Origin of the sequence: Ochrobactrum teleogrylli, assembly GCF_006376685.1 — a bacterium.
Taxonomy (GTDB): domain Bacteria; phylum Pseudomonadota; class Alphaproteobacteria; order Rhizobiales; family Rhizobiaceae; genus Brucella; species Brucella teleogrylli.
The window spans coordinates 108,926-130,615 of sequence record NZ_VEWL01000005.1 but is presented as its reverse complement, the minus strand read 5'-3'; the positions used below and the strand labels follow the sequence as shown (position 1 = coordinate 130,615).

The window sequence follows — 21,690 nt, the reverse complement described above, 5'->3', positions numbered from 1 at the left end:
GTATGGCCCCGAGGGCAGGATACTTCCATCGCAAGCTTGCAGTTGCGACGGTGAACCCATTGGGGTCCGTCTTTGCACCTGCTGGCACAAATATGAAGGCGGAACCGTTATCACATCGTAGCCTTGGGCCGGTGCGCTGGGTTCGCTTTTCCTTGCATACGCATATGCGCTTCTGTCTGGCGCTGGCCTCCGTCACGGTCATTGCCGGTGGCGCGATGATACTCGCGACCGGCGGGCTTGTGCGCCACGGTCGTGCCGCACAGCCGGCTTTTGCCAGCCCGACAAGCTTGGTTCGCCGACATCGCGCCGCAGCCAAAGATGCGCGGCTCGTGCCCGCCGTGAATAATGATTTAAGCCATCGCGTGTCGCGCCGCATCGATATTGCGGAAGGCGTCGAGGATGGCGATGCGCGGCTTTATACCTATCAGCATGTGGTGCTGGATGTGAAAGGCCGCGACGCCAGGCGGCCCGCCATTGACGATACGATGGATGGAACAACAATAGCGGCCAAGTGTTGCGAACCGGCGCAACCGCTGTCCGAATTGGAGCGTGGCGTTCCTGTCAATGTCAGCCTTGCCAAGCCCGCCGCCCATGAGAAGGCGGATGTGCATGAAATCATCGTTGCGCCGCAATCGCGGGAACGAATAGAGGCGCTTTTGCAGGCCGCGGGGATCGCCGCCGAAGACAGTCAGAGATTGGAAGAAGCGCTGGCCCGCACCGAATTGCTTCCGGGCGACAATCTGGAACTGCTGGTCGACAAAAAAGACGGCAGCGATGCCGCCGCCCATGTTTCGCTGGCCCGCTTCAACCACGGCAATGCCAACAAGGCCGTCTATGGCCGGGCGGATGATGGTGTCTTTCATTCGACCGGTAATGAGCGGCTTTTTGCGCGTTTGTCCCGCGATGCCATGCTGAGCGCCTCTCATCCACCGGCTCCGGCGGGAAACAGCAATGGTTCGATAGAAACGAGGCTGGTTCAGGCGGGCGCTCCACGAGAAATCGTGCGCGAAGTCGAGAAGCTTGCGGAACAGAACGGTGTCGTGCTGGAGAAGGGCGTCAATGCGCCGGATCTGATCGACCTTCTTTTCAGGAAAAGCGCAGAAACCGACCCGGAACTGGTGTTCGTGGAATTCACCACCAACGGTAAAAGCAAGCGCCTCTACCGGCACGAAGGCAAGGGCGGCGCCACGGATTACTTCAACGAGGATGGCTCCTCGATGACCAAATATCTGATGCACAAACCTTTGCCGAACGGGCGACTGAACGATGGTTTCGGCTGGCGTATCCACCCGGTTCTGCACGTCCGCAAGCATCATAACGGTGTCGATTACGACGCACCGATCGGTTCGCCGATCGTGGCTGCGGGCGACGGCGTCGTGGAACTGATTTCATATCAGAAGGGTTATGGCAAATATGTGCGTATCCGCCATCAGGGCGGTTACAGCACCACCTATGCGCATCTTTCATCGGCCAAGGAAGGACTGCGCGTCGGCCAGCATGTCAAGCAGGGCGAAGTCATCGCCTATGTCGGCTCGACCGGCTATTCCACGGGTCCGCATCTTTATTATGAGCTGAAAGTCGGCGATCAATATGTCGACCCGCTGACCGCGCGCCTCAATGCTGGTGAAAAGCTCTCCGGTTCGTCGTTGTCGAGTTTCCGCGAGGAAATCGATCACGTCGGTCAGATCGTCGATGAAATGACGCTGCCGATTCTGAAAGACGGCTCAGACGCCAAGGACAAGACCGAACCGCATGACCGACCGGCCAATGGTCAAAAGGCGGGCCGGGTGGCTGGCGGCCACCATTAAATCACGTCATGGGCGATAGGCATTCGCGAGAGCGACGAATTCTTCGACGCTGAGCGTTTCGGCGCGGCGGGTGCCGTCAATGCCGGTCTTTTCCAGAAGGGCCGCACCGCCAATGGGTTTCAGGCTTTGGCGCAGCATCTTGCGCCTTTGTCCGAAAGCGGCCTGCGTCACCTGACCGAGTGCCGCCGCATTACAGGGCAGCGGATTTTCGAGCGGAACGATGTGCACCACGGACGACATGACTTTGGGCGGCGGTGTAAAGGCCTGCGGTGGCACGTCGAACGCGATCCTGGATTTTGTCCGCCAGCCTGCCAGCACACCGAGGCGTCCATAATGATCGCTGTCGGGTGTTGCCACGATGCGTTCTGCCACTTCGCGCTGGAACATCAGTGTCATGGAGGAATAGAACGGCGGCCACGGCTCGACCAGAAGCCAGTTCAAAAGCAGCTGCGTGCCGACATTATAGGGCAGATTGGCCGCGATGCGCGGCTTGGGACCATCGGGAAACAGTGTCTTGAAATCCTGCTCCAGCGCATCGCCGGAGATGATCCGCAAGCGGCCCGGGTAATGGGCCTCTATTTCCGCCAGCGCCTCAAGGCAGCGTTCGTCGCGCTCGATCGCGGTGACATAGGCGCCCTGCGCCAGAAGGGCGCGGGTCAATCCGCCGGGGCCGGGGCCAACCTCGATAACCGGCTGGTCCTTCAGATCGCCCGCCTGACGGGCAATCTTGGACGTCAGATTGAGATCGAACAGAAAATTCTGCCCGAGCGACTTCTTCGGCATCAGGTCATGCCGTTCGATGACTTCGCGAAGGGGTGGCAGATTGTCGATGCTCATGCCTTGGAACCTGTTGTATTTTCTGCCAGCTCATGCGCAAGCCGGATCGCTGCAACCAGACTGTCTGGTCGCGCAATGCCCTGACCTGCAATATCGAAAGCTGTGCCATGATCTGGCGAGGTGCGGATGAAGGGCAGACCGAGCGTCACATTGACGGTTTCGTCAAAGGCGAGCGCCTTGGCCGGTATAAGCGCCTGATCGTGATACATGCAGATGGCGGCATCATATGCCGCGCGCGCTTGGGGGTGGAACATCGTATCGGCGGGCAGGGGACCGCGCACGTCGATGCCCTCCAGCTGCAACTGTTCCACTGCGGGGCGAATGATTGTTTCGTCTTCCTTGCCCATGGCACCGCCTTCGCCCGCATGCGGGTTGAGGCCGGAAAGCGCCAGTCGCGGCTTGGCAATCCCGAACCGCTCGCGCAGTTCATGCGCCGTGATGCGCGACACTTCGAGAATATTCTCGGTCGTGAGCTGGCGCGGCACTTCCACAAGCGGGATGTGAATGGTCACGGGCACTGCGCGCAATTGCGGTCCGGCGAGCATCATCACCGGGGTGATAGTTGCGCCAGCGTGACGGCTTGCAAGCTCTGCCAGAAATTCGGTGTGTCCCGGATGCGGGAACCCAGCCTCATAAAGCGGTTTCTTGGCAATCGGGCAGGTGACGACGGCGGACGTTTCGCCAGCGAGCGTAAGCGCGACTGCGCGCTCAATCGCTTCAACAGTGCCTGCGGCATTGTCAGTCAGTGGTTTGCCCGGGCTTTCACTGTGTTCGTTCACGAGCGGCAAGACGGGCAATGCGCGTGCAAAAACCTCGCGTGATGCGGCAGCGTCTGCGACCGCCTCTATCTGTACGTCGAGATTGAGAAGCCGCGCGCGTGCTTCGAGCTGTGCGGGATCGGCCAGCAGCACAAAAGGGGGCAGGGACAATTCATCTCGTCTCAGCCAGACGGCCAGCGCGATATCCGGGCCGACACCGGATGGGTCGCCGACAGTAACCGCGAGCGGAAGAACAGACTGTGCGCACATGCTTCTGATTCCAAAAATAAAAGCTGGCAACCGGAAAATACCGTGCCAGCTCATATCATTGCCTTATCCTGAACGACAGCTGTGCTGTCGCCGGAATGTTAGCGATTAACGATGGTGGCTTTCTTGCGCAGCTCATCCAGATATTTGGTGGCAAGCGCGTCCGCCTTCTTTTCCTGACCTTCTGGCGTGTCCGCGCCCTCCATGGAGAAAACGAGCTGTGCGACGCGGTCGTCGGAAAGCTGGCGCGTGGCGCAGACGGCGAGGAATTCGACGCCCTTTTCCGTGTCATGCGGCGGTGTCGTGCGGCCCACGCCAGCGGCCTTCACATCCTTCGACCATTCACCCGGCAGCTGCTGTTCGATAATGCGCCCAAGATCGCGGACAGTCACATCGATAATGCCTTTTGCCTGCTGGCGCGTCGCGTCGCAGCTCTGGAAGCGCGAACGAAGCGCATTGGCTTCCTGACGGCGCTTGGCGAGAAGGGCGGGCGACCGCTTAGAGGTCGGTACGACGAAGATGACCTGCTGCAGATGATATTCGGTCGCAACAGGCTTCTTGCCGCCGTCCTTCAGCATGCGCTGAACGGCATCCTGTTCGCTAACCATGCCTGTGGCACGAAAACGAGCGCTGACAAGGCGTCCCCAGCCCATCTGGACCATGATGTATTTCTTGAAATGGTCCGGCGTAACACCTGCCTGATTGAGCACTTGATTCAACTGCGCAAGCGTCATCTTGTTGCGCGTGGCAAAGCCCGCATAGGCCTGATCGACTTCCTGATCGGAAACGTTGATGCCGCGGCTCTTCATCTCGATGCGCTTCAGCATTTCGTCAGTCAGTTCCTGACGGGCGAGCTGGGCGGTATTGCCGCCCTTGCGCTGCAGCTTCAAAAAAGCTGCCCGGCGCTGAATATCGCCATTGGTGATCGCATTGCCGGAAACGACAACCTTGACCTCAGCTTCCCCAGCGGCAAAAGCCGAGGTGGGAAGCGCAACCGTGCCGAGCGCCGTCAGACAGACAGCCGCGCTTAACAGGGAGGCGAAAAGAGGTCTTGCAAACATCATCTTGTTTCCCGATTTCCTTACGGTCGGTGAACGAAACCCTTCACCGGATGTGCTCATTCGGTTCCGGATATGCTTGTCATCGAGCCGCAAGAGTATCGGAAACCAACTATATTGCTGTCTGTATAGAGGAGCCAGTGCGGCGAAACAATGACCCTCGCGCATTTTACAAGACGATTAGGGATTGTTTACTGAGTGAAATCGCAAATTTCACATAAGCCGTTTTTTGTTGGGAACGGCTTTGAGCAGATATGATCGGAAACATAAGAATATGTTTCCGATCATAGATCTTAGAATGTCTGGTTGCCACTGCCGATATCGCCGAGCGTGCGCAATGAGATGTTGAAGCCGATGCCGTGCGAAGCCTTGTCCTCGCCGGGATTACGCGTCTGCGTATATGCCATCATGTAAGTGAAGCATTCGTCATCATAGGCAAGGCCGGACGATGCACGGACGAGGGTATTCGACACGAGATCGTAAGTGCCCGAGCCGAAAACACGCCAGTTCGCATTGACCTTGGCCGAAGCGGTGCCGCTCACTTCCTGACGCAAATCATTATAGCCATAGGCTGGCTGAGGCGTGATATAAGCATATTGCGCCGTCAGCGTCAGCTTTTGCCAGCTCTGCTGCACTTCAAGTTCGCCGCGACGTACCGACAGGCTGTCCTTATCGAAGCGACCGCGTGCAGCCAGCGCCAGACCGGTCGAATTGGACGTGCCGATCATCGCAACATAGTCCGAACGCGCACTGTCGAGACCCGAATCCGCACCGACATTCACGAAGTCGCTCGTTGCATAGGAATTCAGGCCGCCCAGCTGGAACGACTGCCCCGCCAAGGCGTAGAGCGCCCAATCGCTGTTGTTGAAGCTGCCGGAGTAGCGGAAGCCGAGATTGGCGCGCGTGCCGCCTTCAACGCGGTCATAACCAGAGAACTTGTCGCGCGAGAACAGGTTCGTCGCGTCGAAGACAAAGCTCTGTGCATCTTCGTTCGGCAATTCACCGGCGTAACGCTCATTGTTGCGCACATAGATCTGCGCAATCGGTTCAAGAATATGCGTTGAACTGGTCGTCGAGAACAGGATAGGCCAGCGCAATTCGAGGCCCGCAGTCGCCATCGCGCGCAGGGCTTCCGAGCGTACGACGGCGTCCGTGTATCCAGCCAGGGTCGTGTCGAAATTGGTGTTGGCTCCGATTGCGTCGGCACGCAATGCAAGCAATGGCGTGATCACCAGACCGGAAGGCGTGATGTAGGTACGCTTCCATTCCGCTTCACTGGTCAGGCGGGCGCTTGTGCCACTAAAACCTGGAACGCGAGGGTAAAATCGCTTTCCAACTTCAGGCACCGCGAAATTTGCATTGTCACGATAAAGCGCTTGCAGATTCGTGTTGATGTTCAACTCGCCGCCATAAACAGGCTCAGGCAGCGTATAGGAATAGTCCAGACTTGGCAGAACCCAAGGCTGCTTCGAATGCATTTCGCTTGGATCGCCCGGCAGAAGTGATTCCTGCACATTGAAACGATAGAAATTGAGATCGAAGTAATTACGGTTGTTGATACCGGTCAGGTAAATCTTCGAAACCTGCGTTCCGCCATTATATCCTTCGATATTATAGGTGCGGCTGAAATTACGGTCGCTCTGGGCCATAACGTCCCAGCCGTAACGCCAGCGCGAATTAATCTCGAAATCGCCCTTAGAGGACACCATGCCGCGATTATCTACATCGCGATCAACGGTCAAATCATCAAATTCGCCCGGCTTAGCCTGATGCATGCCTGCGATACGCAGGTTATAGGTGCCGTTTTCAAGGCGATGACGCCACTCGGCTTCGTTGAGAAAGCCCTGCTTCGTGTAATAGGTCGACGAAAGCGTCACGTCGTAGTTCGGTGCAAGAGCCCAGAAATAGGAGTTCTTGATGCCGAAACCGAGATCGTCCTTATAGGCAAAGCCCGGGAACAGGAAGCCGCTCTTGCGCTTGACCGTTGGGTCAGCCATTTCAAACGCCGGGAACCAGGCCAGCGGAATACCGAGGAACTCGAACTTGCCGCGCTCGAAACGCACGGTCTTCGTGGTGCTGTTCCAGATGATCTTGCGGGCCTTGATTTGCCACAGAACAGGCCTGTCGGGGTCTTTCTTACACGCTTCGCAAGCCGTGTAGACGCCGTTATTGAATGTCGTGATTTCGCCGTTGCTGCGTTCAGCACTTTCGGCGGCAAAACGCGTATTATCCGTCGTCTCGACGCGCAGGCCATTGACGAAGCCGTCGCGGAAACTGTCGGTGACATCCATGTGATCGGAATAGATCTTGTTGCCGTCGCGTTCGACAACTTCCACATTCCCGGTCGCCGTCATGCGTCGGGTCTGCTGGTTATAGGTCACCTTATCGGCGACAAGGCGGTTGCCGTCATACTCGATCTTGACCCGACCCTGAGCGGTGACGGTGTTCACATCGCGATCATAGACAAGCTCATCCGCCTGCAGAAGCATCCGTGCATTCGGATCGCTCTGATAATTGGCTCCCAATGCGTCCTGCGCCGAAGCGGGCGAGGGCATGACTGCGACAGATATGAAAGGCAAAGCAAGGACGCACGCCAAGGCGGTCCCGCGCGAGAAGCGCGTGAGCAGCTGGGGCAATACCATGCGGGTGTTACTCAAACCCACTAACCATCCTCCTTATGCAACAAAAAGGAGACACCAAAGAATGTCGCAATAATCACAGGAACCCAGGCAGCTACAAACGGCGGGACGAATCCCGCATTGCCGAATGCTTTGACCAGTACCGAAACGACATAAAGCATGAAGCCAGCGACAACGCCACCCAGAATCATCGCGCCGGACTGGCCGAAACGCACAAATTTCAGGGACACTGTTGCAGCAATGAGCGTCATCGCCATCAGAAGCGCAGGCAAGGCCAGAAGTGACTGGTATTGCATGTCAAATGCGTTTGCTGAATAGCCGAATGAACGCGCGACTTCGATCTTGCGTCGTAGTTGGGTGAAGGGAATCGTATCGGGAGAAGCGAGCTTCTCTTCGACATATTCGGGTCGCAGCTGTGTGGGGATCGCAAAACTGTCCATTTTCTTGGGCTCTTCGCCGCGCGCGAATCGCGTCACGTCGGTAAGCTGCCAATGACCATCCATCAGCTGGGCCACGCGGGCGTCGTAACGCACGCTGATGTTCTTCTGGCTGTCGAACTGGATGAACGTCGCGTCGGCCAGCCTCGCGCCCTGATCCAGAATGCTCTTCGCGCCGATGATGGTTTCGCCTTCGTCGGTCTTCTGGCGAAGCCATGGATCGCGCAGCGCGGAAACATCGGTCACTTTGCCGTTTTTCCATGTCGCCGCAATTTCCTCAGCCTTGGAGAAGCCATAGGCCGCCAGCGGATTGAGCACCAGAATCGTCGCGACGCCGAATAGCAGCGCGCCGAAGCAGGCGGGCAGCAGAAATTGCCAGGCCGAGACACCAACCGAACGCGCGACGACCAGCTCATATTTGCGGTTAAGCGAAATCAGCGTCGCCATTGCGGAAAACAGCGCCACGAATGGAATCATCTGCTGCATGATGAACGGCACGCGCATGGCGGAAAGGCCAAGCGCCGCCCACACCGTATAGTCAGGCAGATTGGAGAGTTTGCTGGCATTCTCGGTGAAGTCGAGAAGCATCGAAAGCGCGAAAATGCCGAGCAGAAAATAGAAGGTGATCTGCACGTAGCGCGTGAAGAAGTATCGACCGAGCGTCCAACCGATCATGCCTGACCTCCCGCATTGCCGCGGAAGCGGCCCGTCACGCGATCATAAAGATCGGAAACAAACTTCCGGAGACGGTCGAAGCTGTCGAGCAACCTGTCGTTCCACTTGTTGGGCAGCCCGATGCTGCGCCCGGTCGCCAGCGCAAAGCCGGTGAAGAGCATGACGGCAATCGGCACGAAATACATCACGACAATATAGGACGCGTCCTTGTCGGCGCGATCCGAGGCGAAATATCCGGCCCAATAGACGAGAAGGGCGGTGCTGATGGCCGAAAACGATGCGGACACCCGTGCTTCCCGATGCGAGCGGGAATCGCCCGCGAAAGCCAGTGCGATCATCGCAAAGACCACCGGATAGAGCCATTGCGTCAAACGGCGATGCAGTTCCGCCTTATAACGCAGCGGGCGCGTTTGCAGGATCGGATCGTTCGGGTCCGGATTGAGCAGATAGGATAGCGGACGGTCCTTGGCATAAATCACATAATCGTCGCCGGCAGAGGCAAACTGGCTGAGGTCGAAAGCATAGGAATCGAATTTGATGATCGAAACCGTGCCATCGGACACACTGCGGCGCTGCACTTCGCCATTCTGCATGAGCAGCATGTTGGCGCCGGTCTCCGTCGTGGCGATGCCACCGTCGGCTGCGTAATAGATGAGATCGAGCGACGGATCGCGGGAATCCGCGATGAACAATCCGCCAATGCTACCATCGGAACGGCGCTCGGCCACCTGAATATAGAGATTGTCAGCCAGCTTGCGGAAGCTGCCTTCCTGCACGATCAGATTGACGAGGTCGGCGCTGGCATTGGCGATCATCGCGCGCATGTTCATGCGCGCATAAGGATCGACATAATTGGCGACGAGAAACGAAACGATGGAAATCACCGCCGCAAGCATCAGAATCGGGCGCATGACAGCACTGCGCGGCGCGCCCGATGCATTGATGACGACAAGTTCGGAGTCCTGGTTCATCGTCGAAAGTGTCTGCGTGATGGCGATGATTAGTGCAAAAGGCATCACCAGCGGGATGGCGGACGGGATCAGCAGCGAACTGAACTGAATGATCGTCTGAAAAGTCTGTCCGCTGGTCGTCAGAAAGTCGATGCGCTGAAGCACCTGCACCGTCCACGTAATGCCCACCGCCGCGCCCAGCACCGCGAGGAACATGATCGCCACGCGGCGCAGGATGTACAACTCTATCAATCGCATAGGTGGAGTTTACATCCCGGTTCCGTTGAAGGAGCCCATTCACCATTTTGGAACGGCACTCGCAATAATGAACTTAATCTAATGCCGCTTGGCTAAGATTGCCCGAATAAACGCAGTTAACAGATTACTAAAAGCGAAGCGCTGGCGCTAGCTGTTGTCTGTTAAAAGGATTGAAATGTCCGAAGCAACATGTTTCTGCGCAACAGCTGTTGGAATGCCGAGGGTGTGACCAGAATATCGATTGCATGTGATGGCGCTTCACCCAAGTTAACGCAAAACTGATAAGGAAGGGCTTGCACCCTTGCTGTTTCGCCATATTCGTCTCACATGAGTGATGAAAAGTCGCGACACAATCGTGTCATTTGTTCATCGGCCATCGGTTTGGAGTTATCATGTCTAAACGTCCTTCGATTTCTTTCAGCGCGTTTGAAGCACCCGAAAAAGGCGCAGCCATCGTTCTGGTTGCTAAAGGCGGAGGCTTCGCTGAAGAGGCGGCGCAGGCTGTCGGTGGGGCGGAAAAGATTGCGCGCATCCTTGAAATCTCGGATTTCACCGGCGCATTGGGCAAGACTGCTGAAGCAATCGAAACGACGGCTGGCGGCATCGACAAGATTATTCTCGTCGGCGTTGGCGAGCCGGGCAAGCTTGGCAATGATGACTGGCTGAAGATCGGCGGTGCGGCATTTTCGCGAATCGGCAAGTCCGAACGCGCGACCGTCACGCTGGCTCTGCCGGAAACGACGATTGCGGGCGACGAAGCTGCCGATGTGGCGCTTGGCATGATTCTGCGGTCCTATAAGTTCGACCGTTACAAGACGCGCAAGAACGAGGAAAACGCCGAGCCGAAACACGCCGCGAAGATCACCATCAACGTTGCCGATACGCACAGCGCGAAGAAGGCCTTTGAAGTGGCTGAAGCCGTTTCCGATGGCGTCATCCAGGCGCGCAATCTCGTCAACGAGCCAGCCAATGTACTCGGCCCGGTGGAGTTTGCCGAAGAAGCGGAAAAGCTTGAGAAGCTCGGTGTGAAGATCGAGATTCTCGGTGAAAAGGAAATGAAGAAGCTTGGCATGGGCGCGCTTCTCGGGGTTGCGCAAGGATCGGTGCGCCCGCCGCGTCTCGTCGTCATGGAGTGGCAGGGCGCGAAGGGCAAGGAAAAGCCGGTCGCCTTTGTCGGCAAGGGCGTCGTGTTCGACACGGGCGGCATTTCGATCAAGCCCGCTGGCGGCATGGAAGACATGAAGGGCGATATGGGTGGCGCGGCAGCCGTAACGGGCCTGATGCGCGCGCTGGCCGGACGCAAGGCCAAGGTCAATGCGATTGGTGTGATCGGCCTTGTGGAAAACATGCCTGACGGCAATGCGCAGCGTCCAGGTGACATCGTCACCACCATGTCTGGCCAGACCATCGAGGTTATCAACACCGATGCGGAAGGCCGTCTGGTGCTGGCGGATGCGCTGCACTACACCAATGATCGCTTCAAGCCGCGTTTCATCATCAATCTGGCCACGCTGACCGGCGCGGTCATGGTGGCGCTCGGTCAGTATCATGCAGGTCTGTTCTCGAATGACGATGAACTCGCTGACCAGCTTTACGATGCCGGTCAGGCGACGGGCGAGAAGCTGTGGCGTCTGCCGCTCGGCGCCGAATATGACAAGATGATCGATTCGAAATTCGCCGATATGAAGAACAGCGCCGGTCGTTATGGCGGCTCGATCACCGCTGCTCAGTTCCTGAAGCGCTTTGTCGGTGAAACGCCGTGGGCGCATCTCGACGTGGCTGGCACGGCAATGGGATCACCGGCAAATGAATATAGCCAGACCTGGGCTTCCGGCTACGGCGTGCGTCTGCTCGACCGCCTTGTCCGCGATCATTTCGAAAGCTAAACTCATTTGGAAACAAGAAGATGGGGCGGGAATGTGAATCATTTTCTCTGCCCCGCTTCGCAGACATTTCTGGGACATGCATGGCAGAAATCCTGTTCTACCATCTGACAGAATCGACCCTCGACGAAGCTCTGCCGGGCCTCGTCGAGCGATCGCTTGGGCGCGGCTGGCGCGTGACGGTGCAGACCGTCAGCGAGGAAAGGCGGGATGCGCTGGACAATCTGCTGTGGACCTTCTCCGACACGTCCTTCGTTGCCCACGGCACCGATGCGGAACCGAACCCGGAGCTGCAGCCTGTCCTGCTGACGACGACCGAAAACAATGCCAATGGCGCAACTGTCCGCTTTCTGGTGGAAGGCGCCGGGCTGGAGCAGGTCGGCAATTACGAACGGCTTGTGGTGATGTTTGACGGTCACGATCAGGACCAGCTCGATATTGCGCGCGCACAATGGAAAGCCTTCAAGGCGGAGAACCACGATTTGACTTACTGGCAGCAGACGCCGGATCGCCGCTGGGAGCGGAAAGCCTGATGCGTCCGGTTTTTGTTGCGATGATCGTGGCAGGCGTCGGGCTTGGCTTCGGCTACCCGTGGTATATGCGCCATTTCACCGGCAGCGAGATCGGACGCTGGACGATGCTGGAAAACCGGCAGAGCGGCTTCAAGGTACAGCAAGTGCGCCTTGAAGCGGGTGATGCGCCGGTGCGCGTCTTCATCGATGCCACGCCTTTGCCGGGCTATGTCCCGGCGGAACGTCGGTCTGCGCTGACGCTTGCCGTCAGCCGCGACGGCCAGCCGGTTCTGTCGCAGGGGCTTGATTTCGTTTCGAACAGCAGCTCCGTCAATACGGACCGCCCGCAGGACGGGACGCCGCTGCGCCAGAGTGCGGGCGATATTGATCCGGTCATCCCCGGCCAATATGCGTTTCGTCTTGTTCAGGGTAATACGGACGGCCTGCAAATATCGAAGGCCGATCTGGTTCTGCGCCGTGGAGCGGAAACACCGGACGAAACCTTTACCACCATCGGTCTGGTTTTGGGCGTGCTGGGCGTCTATGGCCTGATGCGCACCCGTCTGCGCCGACAGAGCTGATCCCATGCAGCTTGTCCGCACCGTTTCAGACCGCTTGCTTCTGCTTCTTTTGTCGGCTGTGGTGGCATTTATCGCCTTGTTTCCGCTTGAGCGGCTTGGCGTTTTCGGCTCGTCTTTTGAAGGATCGAGCGGATACGTCGCGGTCTATTTCGGATTTCCGATCCTGACCGTCATTTTCGCGGTTCTGGCAGTCCGCTTCGGGCCAAGACCGTTGCCGGTCTGGGCGCGCATCGTCGGATGGGTGCTGCTGGGGCTTGTGTTCGCTCTTGGATTCATTGCATGAGCAAGGGCGGATTAATCCGCCATCGCCTCTTCATATTCCGATGAAAGCTCCAGCCATTTTTCTTCCGCGCTCGCGAGCGCGGATTTCGCATCGCTCATATCCTTGTTGATGCGAATGGCCTTTTGTGGCTCTTTCTCGTAGAGCGCCGGGTCTTCCAGCTGAGCGGCGAAAGCTTGAATCTGTTTCTGCAGTTTCTGCATCAAGCTCTCGGTTTCCTTGATCTTTTTCTGCAAGGGGGCCATGGCTTCACGCTTTTGCGCGGCAAGCTTGCGCTGCTCCGCCTTGTTGACCTTCGGCCCTTCGTCCCGTTCGGAAGCCGGTTCGCCCTTGGCGTCGGCCAGAACGATCTGGCGATATTCATCGAGGTCGCCTTCAAACGCTTTCACGCCGCCCTCGCGCACCAACCAAAGCCGTTCCATCGTGGCTTCGATCAGATGGCGGTCATGCGCGATCAGGATGACAGCACCGTTGAAGGCGTTGAGTGCGTGGACCAGCTCTTCGCGACTGTCGATGTCGAGATGGTTGGTCGGTTCGTCGAGGATCAAAAGGTTTGGACCGTGGAAGGTCGCAAGCCCCATCAGAAGACGCGCCTTCTCGCCGCCGGAAAGATCCTTGGCGGGTGTCAGCATCTTTTCCGTCGAAAGCCCCATTCGCGCCACACGAGAGCGAACCTTTGCTTCGGGCTCGGTCGGCATCAGCTTGCGCACATGCTCGATGGCGTTGTCTTCCGGCACCAGATCGTCCAGCTGATGCTGTGCGAAAAAGGCCACCTTCAGATTGGGCGAAATGGTCAGCGTGCCGTTTTCGGGCTTCAACCGGCCCGCGATCAGCTTGGCCAGTGTGGACTTACCATTGCCGTTTGATCCCAGCAGCGCGATGCGGTCATCATTGTCGATGCGCAGCGTCACATTGCGCAGCACCGGCTTGCCCGGCACATAGCCGACATCGGCGTGGTCCAGCGCGATGATGGGCGAGGCGGCCTTCTTTTCCGCGTCGGGAAAGCTGAACGGCTGCACATGGCTCTCGACATAAAGGTCGATCGGTTTCAACCTCTGCAACGCCTTGAGGCGGGACTGCGCCTGCTTGGCCTTGGTTGCCTTGGCGCGGAACCGCTCGACAAAGGATTCCATGTGCTTGCGGTGCGCTTCCTGCTTGGCATGGGCCTTTTGCTGCAATTCCAGCATTTCATGCCGCTGCCGCTCGAACTGATCGTAATTGCCGCGCCAGAAGCTGATTTTCTTCTGGTCGAGATGCATAATCGAGGTCGTGGCCGAATTCAAAAGATCGCGATCATGGCTGATGATGATGACTGTGTGCGGATAACGCTTCACATAGTCGACCAGCCACAGCACGCCTTCAAGATCGAGATAGTTGGTCGGTTCGTCGAGCAGCAGCAGGTCCGGTTCGGCAAACAGCACCGCAGCCAGCGCCACGCGCATGCGCCAGCCGCCGGAGAAGGCCGACGCCGGGCGCCGTTGCGCTTCCGCGTTGAAGCCGAGACCTGACAGGATCGCGCCTGCGCGCGCTTCGGCTGAATGGGCGTCGATATCAGCAAGCCGCGTGTGAATTTCCGCAATGCGATGCGGGTCGGTGGCCGTTTCGGCTTCGTCGAGAAGCGCGGTGCGCTCCTTGTCCGCCTTCATCACGATTTCGATCAGCGCTTCCTCGGTGCCGGGGGCTTCCTGTGCCACCTGACCGATGCGGGTGTTCTTCGGCACTGATACGCTGCCGGTTTCCGGCGCGAGATCACCGGTGATCACCCGGAACAGGGTGGACTTTCCGGTGCCGTTGCGACCGACGAAACCGGTCTTCGACCCGGCAGGCAGCGTCACGCTGGCATGATCGATCAGAAGGCGTCCGGCGATGCGGACGGAAATGTCATCGAGAATAAGCATGGACAGGCTTTTGCACGGCTCCGGGCGTTTCCGCAAGTATCAACATTGTTCAGGCGAAGCGGCGGCCGCCTTCCGTGCGCTGGAATTGCGAGAGATCAAGCGATGGGGCGCTGGTGCCGAGCCGCGTCAGGGCCGCATGGATCTGGCCGCGATGGTGGGTCTGGTGATTGAACAGATGTGCAAGCGAAGGCGCCAGTCGCTGGCTCATCGTGCGCATGTCCGAAACGGTCGTGTAGGTAAAGCGCCCTGCGAGCTTGTCGGCGTTTAACCCTTCGGTATAGCGGCAGATGCGCTCATCCTCGGCATGGCGTAGATCGCGCAGCGTGATGAAATTGTCGGTGATGATGGCGTCGAGTTGCTTTGGATGGTCGCCTTCGCCGGTAAAACGCTTCATCCAGATGCGGTCGGTAACCAGGAGATGGTTGAGCGTGCGATGGACCGAGCCGAAGAACAGGCCGAGATCGAGCCGGTATTCCTCGTCGCTCAGATCGGCAGCGGCGGCATAAAGCAGCTCGTTCGCCCAGCGATTGTACCACGCAAACATTTGAAAATGCTGTTCCATGCAATCCCCCGCTATCTGACAGCCTGAATCAGAATGGCGTTATCTATGCCTTCAAATTTCTGCCGTCTCAAGCCGGTAAACGGGTGGCGATGCTCGCTAGCTCTTGGCAATCAGGCCTATCAACGGTATAGAGCCTCACTTTTCTAAAATTTCCCAGCAAACAAGGTGTCATAATGGCAATCGAACGTACCTTCTCCATGATCAAGCCCGACGCGACCCGCCGCAACCTGACCGGCGCAATCACCGCCAAGCTTGAAGAAGCTGGTCTGCGTGTTGTCGCTTCGAAGCGCGTCTGGATGAGCCTGCGTGAAGCACAGGGCTTCTACGCTGTTCACAAGGATCGTCCTTTCTTCGGCGAACTGACTGAATTCATGTCTTCGGGCCCGACGATCGTTCAGGTTCTCGAAGGTGAAAACGCAATCGCCAAGAACCGCGAAGTCATGGGCGCCACCAACCCTGCAAACGCAGACGCTGGCACGATCCGCAAGGAATTCGCCCTGTCGATCGGCGAAAACTCGGTTCACGGTTCCGACGCTCCGGAAACCGCTGCCGAAGAAATCGCTTACTGGTTCTCGGGCACCGAAATCGTCGGCTAATCCGATCCGCATGCATGAAAAAAGCCGGGCTCGCGCCCGGCTTTTTTGTATCTTTTCTCAAATCAGATCAGAGATTTTGCGCCAGTGTCGCGATCTCTTTGCCTTCCTGATCGAGAAGGACGAGCTTGCCTACCGTATCAATCTTGTAGGACCGCGTTCTGGTCAATGTGTCGAGGAACTTGCGTTCCTGGTTCATGAGTGCGGGTGGACACTGCATGTAGGTCGATCCGACCTCGGCAAAGGAAATATTCTCGCCCGTCACCGTGGCTTTGCTGAAATAACGATTGCAGCCGCCCGAACCGCTGACGGATCCATCGGAGGTGACGGTCAGTGTGGTCTGGGCATTGTCGATCACGCCGCCGCCCTGAATGTCTTCTGCCAGCCAGTCCTTGCCTTCAATACCGATGGACACGGCTTCGTCGGCGCTCTTGCGAACCATGACGACGCGCATTTCTACCGGAGCGCCGGGATTGGCTGGGTCGATGGTGTAATTCTGGTCATTGACGAACCAGAGCGTATCGCCAGCCGTGATGCGGGCCTGCAAGGCGTAGGTGTGGCCGGATTGAATCTGATCGGTGTCGAAATTGATCGCGAAGGGGATCGGCGATCCTTGCGCGGATTCAATGCGGGTTTCGGCAATGGTTGTGGACGGCGCATCGGCAAGCGAGATATCCGCAAGCTGCACGGTCAGCTTGGCCTCGGGGGGCAGGGCGATGCGCTCACGATACATGACCTTGCCACTGACAGTCTTTTCCGCAGCAATGCTGCTGGTCGGCATGGACGTGGTGAGGAACAAGGCGGCGCCACCAAGCGCGCCAAGACCGACCACAAGAGCCGCCGCAATGGAAAGAGTGCTTTTCAGTAGTTTTCGCATTCTTAAAGTCCGAAACCTTATTCCTGCACAGTCGGGGAGAATCCCCGTCGTGACAGTGTTGCCGTGCCCATTGCTCCGTTCGCGATCCATATCTGACGGGAGCCTGATTCACTCCGCTGACAGTAATGAAATCTTCATGTGAAAATTGTGGCAGCACAAGTAAATGCGACCCAAATTACCCTTTATTTTAGGGGTTTAAATAGTTAATTCGCACTTAAAGATAAACGCAGTTTTCAGCAAATAGATCAGCGCACTGTTTGGACGGCTCAAGTATCGCGCGACTTGCCCCACCGCTGACGACTCAAATCGTCGTCTGCCTTGGCCTCTACCCACCCATCCGCTGTGCCATTGACGAGGTGTTCGCGCTTCCAGAACGGTGCGCCGGTCTTCATGAAATCCATCAGGAAAGAGGCGGCCTCGAAGGCGGCGAGGCGATGCGCGGAAGCGGTCGCGACGAGGACGATATTGTCGCCGGGCTTGATGAGCCCATAGCGATGAATGACGGATATGCCGAGAAGCGGCCAGCGCGCCATCGCCTGTTCGGCAATGCGCCTAATCTCGGCTTCGGCCATGCCCGGATAATGTTCAAGTTCAAGCGCGGAGAGGCGGCCATTTTCGTCCCGGCAAAGCCCGGAGAAGGTGACTATGGCCCCGATATCCTTGCGCCCGTCGCGAAGCTTTTCCACTTCCGCCGCCGCGTCGAAATCATCTTCGCGAACGCTGACAAACAGCGGGCAAATTGGTTGCCCACTCATCTCAGCCACCCGTCATGGGCGGGAAAAGTGCTACCTCGTCGCCGTCCTGGATGAATTCGTGGTGTTCGGCATGTTCCTGATTGATCGCCGCGCGGATAACGTCGCCATGTTCGAAAGCGGCTTCATATTCTTCGCCGTGGGTTTTCAGCTGGCTAATGAGTTCGCCGACCGTCACTTTCCGGGCAGGGAGGACGATGAGGTCCTCATCCTTGCCGATTTTCTCCCGCACCCAGGCGAAATAGACGACTTTAACGCTCACGAGCTTAATCCATCACGTGCTTCAGGCCTGCCTTGAAGTAATCCCAGCCCGTATAAAGCGTGAGGATTGCCGAAATCCACAGCAGGACAATGCCCAGTTCCGTTACATAGGGCATGATTTTATCACCGGCAGGGCCAGCGAGCAAAAAGGCCAATGCAACCATTTGCGCTGTGGTTTTCCACTTCGCGAGACGCGAAACCGGAACGCTGACTTTCAGTTCCGCCAGATATTCACGCAGGCCGGAAACCAGAATTTCGCGACACAGGATGATGATCGCCGCCCAGAGCGTCCAGCCAGCGATGGTGCCATCGGCGGCCAGAAGCAGCAGAATGGCGGATACGAGAAGCTTGTCTGCGATTGGGTCAAGCATGCGACCGATGGTCGAGGTCTGCTTCCAGATACGGGCAAGATAGCCGTCGAAGAAATCGGTGATGCTGGCCACGATAAACAGGCCAAGAGCGGTCCAGCGCGCGAAGTCGCTGGATTCGAGGCGCCCCTCCACAAAGAAGCACAACACCACAAGCGGCACGGCGACAATCCGTCCATATGTGAGGATGTTGGGCAAGGAGAGGGTATGTTTGTTCTGCATTGTTCCGCCGTAACGTTATTTTGTGCACATCAACAGGGATGACCAATAAAATCAACTCTTGTGCAGGTGTTCTGCTCGGACCTTATGACGCTGGCGCGCAAAAGCGCATCAAAATTGCGTCACCGGTCACGAAAATGATCGTGAATGGTGCGTGCCATTGCCTCCGATATGCCGTCGATCTGCATCAGGTCTTCCATCGCCGCACGGGAAACCGCTTTTGCCGTTCCAAAATGATGCAGCAATGCGCGTTTGCGCGATGGGCCGATTCCCGCAATTTCATCGAGCGGGTTCTTGACCATTTCTTTCTTGCGCCGTGCGCGATGCGTGCCGATGGCGAACCGGTGCGCCTCATCGCGCATGCGCTGGATGAAATAGAGAACCGGATCGCGCGGCGGCAGGGTGAAAGGCTGCTTACCCTCCACGAAAAACCGTTCGCGTCCCGCTTCACGGTCCACGCCCTTGGCGATGCCGATTGCATTGACCAGATTGGCGATACCCATCTCGTTGAGAATCTGACGCACAGCCCCCACTTGCCCCTGTCCACCGTCAATGAGAATCACATCGGGCCAGGCCGGGAAACTGTCATTTATTTCAGGAACTTCAGGGCTTTCCGGATCGGGTGCTTCATCCGGCGCGCCATGCTCCTTCACCAGCCTTGAGAAGCGACGCTCGATCACTTCGCGCATCATGCCAAAATCATCGCCCGGCGTGATATCTGTCGAGCGGATATTGAACTTGCGATACTGGTTTTTGACGAACCCTTCCGGTCCGGCGACGATCATGCCACCGACGGCGTTCGTGCCCATGATGTGCGAGTTGTCGTAAACCTCGATGCGGCGTGGCGTACGCGCAAGGCCGAATGTCTCTGCCATGCCTTGCAGCAGGCGCGCCTGCGACGAGGTTTCGGCAAGTCTGCGGCCCAGCGCTTCGCGCGCATTGGTCAGGGCGTGATCGACAAGGTCCTTCTTCTCGCCACGCTGGGGCACATTGACCTGCACCTTATGACCGGCGCGGGTGGAAAGCGCCTCGGCGATGAGCGACTGTTCTTCCACGGCCTCAGACAGAAGCACAAGGCGGGGGCAGGGCTTGTCGTCATAGAACTGCGACAGGAATGCGCCCAGAACTTCCGCCGGGCCAAGCGAGCTGTCGGCTTTTGGATAATAAGCGCGGTTGCCCCAGTTCTGGCCGGTGCGGAAGAAGAAGACCTGAATACAGGTCATGCCGCCTTCCTGATGGATGGCGAACACATCGGCTTCTTCGACGGTCTGCGGATTGATGCCCTGATGTGACTGGACATGCGAAAGCGCTGCCAGACGGTCGCGATAGACTGCCGCATGTTCGAAATCGAGATCGGCAGATGCCGCCTGCATGGCGGTGGCCAGATGGTCTTTCACCGACTGGCTCTTGCCGGACAGGAATGCCTTGGCCTCCGAGACCAGCTCGGCATAGTCGGCATCGCTGATTTCGTGCGTGCACGGACCGGAGCAGCGCTTGATCTGATAAAGCAGACAGGGGCGCGTGCGGCTTTCGAATACCGAATCGGTGCAGGTGCGCAGCAGAAAGGCGCGTTGCAACGCGTTGATTGTGCGTCCTACCGCGCCGGCCGACGCGAAGGGGCCGAAATAGTCGCCCTTGCGAGAGCGTGCGCCGCGATGCTTGAAAATACCGGGCGCGCGATGATCGCCCGTCAGCAGAATATAGGGAAACGACTTGTCGTCGCGCATCAGCACATTGAAGCGCGGGCGCAATCGCTTGATCAGATTGGCTTCGAGCAGCAGCGCTTCGGTTTCGGTGCGCGTGACGACAAATTCCATCATCGCTGTCTCACGGATCATCCGCACGATGCGATTCGAATGGGCTATGCCGCGAGCGTAATTGGAAACGCGTTTCTTGAGATTGCGCGCCTTGCCGACATAGAGCACGTCACCATCGCTGTTGAACATGCGATAGACGCCGGGATTGTTCGGCAGGCGCTTGACGAAGGCGTTGATGATATCCTGACCGCTGAGACCTGCCGTATCCGGCAGTCCATCGGACGAGTCCCACTGGATCTGATCGGCCATTGAAGGTGCTACGACGATTTCGGAACCGGTGTCGTCGCTGTCTTCATCATCTTCGGCTTCCGCGTCGCCAATGATAATACCGGCCACGTCCTGCTCGTCGTCGGACGGCAAGCTAGAGCCAGTATCGTCATGGTTTTTGCGGTTGCCGCTCATTCAGTGATTCCTGCAATGTCGGGGGTTTCCCATGCCAGATGCTGCCCGCCGTCAAGCGCGATCATCTGGCCGGTAATGGAACGATTCTCCCAGAAGTAACGCACTGTGCGCCCGAATTCCGGCAATTCTGGCGCACGTTGCAAGGCGACCTTGCTGACCTGTCGTTCAAAATCACCCGGTCGCTGCCGCTCACTCGGCAAGGTGGGGCCCGGCGCAATGGCGTTGACACGAATGCGCGGGGCCAATGCCTGCGCAAGCGTGCGGGTTGCATTCCAAAGCGCTGTCTTGGACAGCGTATAGGAGAAGAAGTTCGGATTGAGCTTCCAGACGCGCTGGTCGATCACGTTGACGATCAACCCGTCCACTGCTTCCGGCAGAGCCTTGGCCATTGCTTCGGAAAGCATGACCGGGGCTTTGAGATGAATTGCAAAATGCTTGTCCCACAAAGCCATGTCGAGATCACCAACCCGGTCATCCTCAAACAAGGACGCATTATTGACGAGCAGGCGGATCGGCCCGATCTGGCGCTCGGCTTGCGCAATAAGGCCGCGCACATCCTGCTCGGATGAGAGGTCGGCCTGAACGACGCAGGCCGTTCCGCCGCGCGCAATGATGGCATCGGCAAGAGCCTGACCTTCTTCGATGGAACGGTTGCAGTGGATCGCAACAGGGAAGCCATGGGCTGCGAGGTCTTCGACAATCGCCTTTCCGATGCGCCGTGCGCCGCCCGTCACGAGGACCGGACATTTTGCAAGCTGGCTGACTTCCTGTTCGTTCAACACGGTAAACACTTTCTTATCGAGATTCTCTCGTGATTTTCATGCCATTTTGCTCGTCAGATTGCATCCATTAATAGCGGGAAATACGTCCGCTACTGACAAAATGCGAGCAATATCAGTTGCTTCTCGTAGCGAGGGAGTGAGTTGATTGCCCCGCAACAATCCGCACCTGCTCATATAGTCACAAAAGCTTGGCGTTGCGAGAATGCAACATCGCAT

Annotated in this window: 20 protein-coding genes; 6 read left to right on the top strand and 14 right to left on the bottom strand. The window is 57.7% G+C overall.

Annotated features, from left to right (window positions below; all coding sequences use genetic code 11):
* Positions 1-2 precede the first annotated feature (2 nt).
* A complete protein-coding gene (locus FIC94_RS10520) occupies positions 3-1,808 on the top strand; it encodes a M23 family metallopeptidase (RefSeq protein WP_328592134.1) in 1,806 nt (601 codons plus the stop codon).
* A gap of 6 nt (positions 1,809-1,814) precedes the next feature.
* Here the strand turns inward: FIC94_RS10520 and rsmA are convergent, their stop codons facing one another.
* The 6 genes from rsmA to lptF all read right to left on the bottom strand — a co-directional run bounded on the left by rsmA (position 1,815) and on the right by lptF (position 9,687).
* Positions 1,815-2,645: a 16S rRNA (adenine(1518)-N(6)/adenine(1519)-N(6))-dimethyltransferase RsmA gene (gene rsmA / locus FIC94_RS10515; RefSeq protein WP_140024832.1), complete on the bottom strand. Its 831-nt coding sequence runs from the start codon at positions 2,643-2,645 to the stop codon at positions 1,815-1,817.
* Positions 2,642-3,673, bottom strand: a complete 1,032-nt coding sequence (pdxA, locus tag FIC94_RS10510) for a 4-hydroxythreonine-4-phosphate dehydrogenase PdxA (protein WP_140024831.1) — start codon at positions 3,671-3,673, stop codon at positions 2,642-2,644. The genes rsmA and pdxA overlap by 4 nt, the downstream gene beginning before the upstream one ends.
* A 98-nt stretch (positions 3,674-3,771) precedes the next feature.
* On the bottom strand, positions 3,772-4,734 hold the full coding sequence (locus FIC94_RS10505; RefSeq protein ID WP_140024830.1) for a SurA N-terminal domain-containing protein: 963 nt from the start codon (positions 4,732-4,734) through the stop codon (positions 3,772-3,774).
* Positions 4,735-5,021: 287 nt separating this feature from the next.
* Positions 5,022-7,370, bottom strand: a complete 2,349-nt coding sequence (locus FIC94_RS10500) for an LPS-assembly protein LptD (protein ID WP_140024917.1) — start codon at positions 7,368-7,370, stop codon at positions 5,022-5,024.
* A 20-nt stretch (positions 7,371-7,390) separates the two neighbouring features.
* Positions 7,391-8,479, bottom strand: coding sequence for an LPS export ABC transporter permease LptG (gene lptG, locus FIC94_RS10495; RefSeq protein WP_124915599.1), 1,089 nt, complete (start codon positions 8,477-8,479; stop codon positions 7,391-7,393).
* A complete protein-coding gene (gene lptF, locus FIC94_RS10490; RefSeq protein ID WP_121535607.1) occupies positions 8,476-9,687 on the bottom strand; it encodes an LPS export ABC transporter permease LptF in 1,212 nt (403 codons plus the stop codon). Before lptF ends, lptG begins: the two co-directional genes overlap by 4 nt.
* A 392-nt stretch (positions 9,688-10,079) precedes the next feature.
* Between lptF and FIC94_RS10485 the strand changes: the two genes are divergently transcribed.
* From FIC94_RS10485 to FIC94_RS10470, 4 genes are all read left to right on the top strand, one after another.
* On the top strand, positions 10,080-11,573 hold the full coding sequence (locus FIC94_RS10485; RefSeq protein WP_121535610.1) for a leucyl aminopeptidase: 1,494 nt from the start codon (positions 10,080-10,082) through the stop codon (positions 11,571-11,573).
* An 80-nt stretch (positions 11,574-11,653) separates the two neighbouring features.
* Positions 11,654-12,103, top strand: a complete 450-nt coding sequence (locus FIC94_RS10480; RefSeq protein ID WP_140024829.1) for a DNA polymerase III subunit chi — start codon at positions 11,654-11,656, stop codon at positions 12,101-12,103.
* On the top strand, positions 12,103-12,663 hold the full coding sequence (gene bspB, locus FIC94_RS10475) for a type IV secretion system effector BspB (RefSeq protein WP_140024828.1): 561 nt from the start codon (positions 12,103-12,105) through the stop codon (positions 12,661-12,663). Before FIC94_RS10480 ends, bspB begins: the two co-directional genes overlap by 1 nt.
* Positions 12,664-12,667: 4 nt before the next feature.
* Positions 12,668-12,946, top strand: a complete 279-nt coding sequence (locus tag FIC94_RS10470) for a hypothetical protein (protein ID WP_140024827.1) — start codon at positions 12,668-12,670, stop codon at positions 12,944-12,946.
* An 11-nt stretch (positions 12,947-12,957) separates the two neighbouring features.
* On the opposite strand, the gene abc-f is transcribed toward FIC94_RS10470, so the two are convergent.
* Both abc-f and FIC94_RS10460 read right to left on the bottom strand, forming a co-directional pair.
* Positions 12,958-14,841, bottom strand: coding sequence for a ribosomal protection-like ABC-F family protein (gene abc-f, locus FIC94_RS10465; RefSeq protein WP_140024826.1), 1,884 nt, complete (start codon positions 14,839-14,841; stop codon positions 12,958-12,960).
* A gap of 49 nt (positions 14,842-14,890) precedes the next feature.
* A complete protein-coding gene (locus FIC94_RS10460) occupies positions 14,891-15,403 on the bottom strand; it encodes a DinB family protein (protein WP_109368675.1) in 513 nt (170 codons plus the stop codon).
* Positions 15,404-15,576: 173 nt separating this feature from the next.
* Between FIC94_RS10460 and ndk the strand changes: the two genes are divergently transcribed.
* The gene (gene ndk, locus FIC94_RS10455) at positions 15,577-15,999 is read left to right on the top strand and encodes a nucleoside-diphosphate kinase (protein ID WP_109368676.1); all 423 of its coding nucleotides are present in this window, start codon (positions 15,577-15,579) and stop codon (positions 15,997-15,999) included.
* A 67-nt stretch (positions 16,000-16,066) separates the two neighbouring features.
* Here ndk and FIC94_RS10450 read toward each other — a convergent pair whose 3' ends face one another.
* The 6 genes from FIC94_RS10450 to FIC94_RS10425 form a co-directional block, all read right to left on the bottom strand.
* Entirely contained in the window at positions 16,067-16,873 is an 807-nt protein-coding gene (locus tag FIC94_RS10450) for a YbaY family lipoprotein (RefSeq protein ID WP_121535619.1), read from the bottom strand.
* 266 nt (positions 16,874-17,139) lie between these two features.
* Positions 17,140-17,628, bottom strand: coding sequence for a molybdenum cofactor biosynthesis protein MoaE (locus FIC94_RS10445; RefSeq protein WP_140024825.1), 489 nt, complete (start codon positions 17,626-17,628; stop codon positions 17,140-17,142).
* A 1-nt stretch (position 17,629) separates the two neighbouring features.
* Positions 17,630-17,887, bottom strand: coding sequence for a molybdopterin converting factor subunit 1 (gene moaD / locus FIC94_RS10440; RefSeq protein WP_140024824.1), 258 nt, complete (start codon positions 17,885-17,887; stop codon positions 17,630-17,632).
* A gap of 4 nt (positions 17,888-17,891) precedes the next feature.
* Positions 17,892-18,476 carry a CDP-diacylglycerol--glycerol-3-phosphate 3-phosphatidyltransferase gene (gene pgsA, locus FIC94_RS10435; RefSeq protein ID WP_078340745.1) on the bottom strand — a complete coding sequence of 195 codons (585 nt, stop codon included), beginning with the start codon at positions 18,474-18,476 and terminating at the stop codon, positions 17,892-17,894.
* Between the two features lie 119 nt (positions 18,477-18,595).
* Entirely contained in the window at positions 18,596-20,692 is a 2,097-nt protein-coding gene (gene uvrC / locus FIC94_RS10430) for an excinuclease ABC subunit UvrC (RefSeq protein WP_140024823.1), read from the bottom strand.
* Positions 20,689-21,483: an SDR family oxidoreductase gene (locus FIC94_RS10425; RefSeq protein ID WP_371830776.1), complete on the bottom strand. Its 795-nt coding sequence runs from the start codon at positions 21,481-21,483 to the stop codon at positions 20,689-20,691. Before FIC94_RS10425 ends, uvrC begins: the two co-directional genes overlap by 4 nt.
* Between the last annotated feature and the right edge of the window lie 207 nt (positions 21,484-21,690).

Coding starts and splice junctions, on each gene's coding strand:
- FIC94_RS10520 (WP_328592134.1), top strand. CDS start 3: ATGGCCCCGAGGGCAGGATACTTCCATCGCAAGCTTGCAGTTGCGACG.
- rsmA (WP_140024832.1), bottom strand. CDS start 2,645: ATGAGCATCGACAATCTGCCACCCCTTCGCGAAGTCATCGAACGGCAT.
- pdxA (WP_140024831.1), bottom strand. CDS start 3,673: ATGTGCGCACAGTCTGTTCTTCCGCTCGCGGTTACTGTCGGCGACCCA.
- FIC94_RS10505 (WP_140024830.1), bottom strand. CDS start 4,734: ATGATGTTTGCAAGACCTCTTTTCGCCTCCCTGTTAAGCGCGGCTGTC.
- FIC94_RS10500 (WP_140024917.1), bottom strand. CDS start 7,370: ATGGTATTGCCCCAGCTGCTCACGCGCTTCTCGCGCGGGACCGCCTTG.
- lptG (WP_124915599.1), bottom strand. CDS start 8,479: ATGATCGGTTGGACGCTCGGTCGATACTTCTTCACGCGCTACGTGCAG.
- lptF (WP_121535607.1), bottom strand. CDS start 9,687: ATGCGATTGATAGAGTTGTACATCCTGCGCCGCGTGGCGATCATGTTC.
- FIC94_RS10485 (WP_121535610.1), top strand. CDS start 10,080: ATGTCTAAACGTCCTTCGATTTCTTTCAGCGCGTTTGAAGCACCCGAA.
- FIC94_RS10480 (WP_140024829.1), top strand. CDS start 11,654: ATGGCAGAAATCCTGTTCTACCATCTGACAGAATCGACCCTCGACGAA.
- bspB (WP_140024828.1), top strand. CDS start 12,103: ATGCGTCCGGTTTTTGTTGCGATGATCGTGGCAGGCGTCGGGCTTGGC.
- FIC94_RS10470 (WP_140024827.1), top strand. CDS start 12,668: ATGCAGCTTGTCCGCACCGTTTCAGACCGCTTGCTTCTGCTTCTTTTG.
- abc-f (WP_140024826.1), bottom strand. CDS start 14,841: ATGCTTATTCTCGATGACATTTCCGTCCGCATCGCCGGACGCCTTCTG.
- FIC94_RS10460 (WP_109368675.1), bottom strand. CDS start 15,403: ATGGAACAGCATTTTCAAATGTTTGCGTGGTACAATCGCTGGGCGAAC.
- ndk (WP_109368676.1), top strand. CDS start 15,577: ATGGCAATCGAACGTACCTTCTCCATGATCAAGCCCGACGCGACCCGC.
- FIC94_RS10450 (WP_121535619.1), bottom strand. CDS start 16,873: ATGCGAAAACTACTGAAAAGCACTCTTTCCATTGCGGCGGCTCTTGTG.
- FIC94_RS10445 (WP_140024825.1), bottom strand. CDS start 17,628: ATGAGTGGGCAACCAATTTGCCCGCTGTTTGTCAGCGTTCGCGAAGAT.
- pgsA (WP_078340745.1), bottom strand. CDS start 18,476: ATGCAGAACAAACATACCCTCTCCTTGCCCAACATCCTCACATATGGA.
- uvrC (WP_140024823.1), bottom strand. CDS start 20,692: ATGAGCGGCAACCGCAAAAACCATGACGATACTGGCTCTAGCTTGCCG.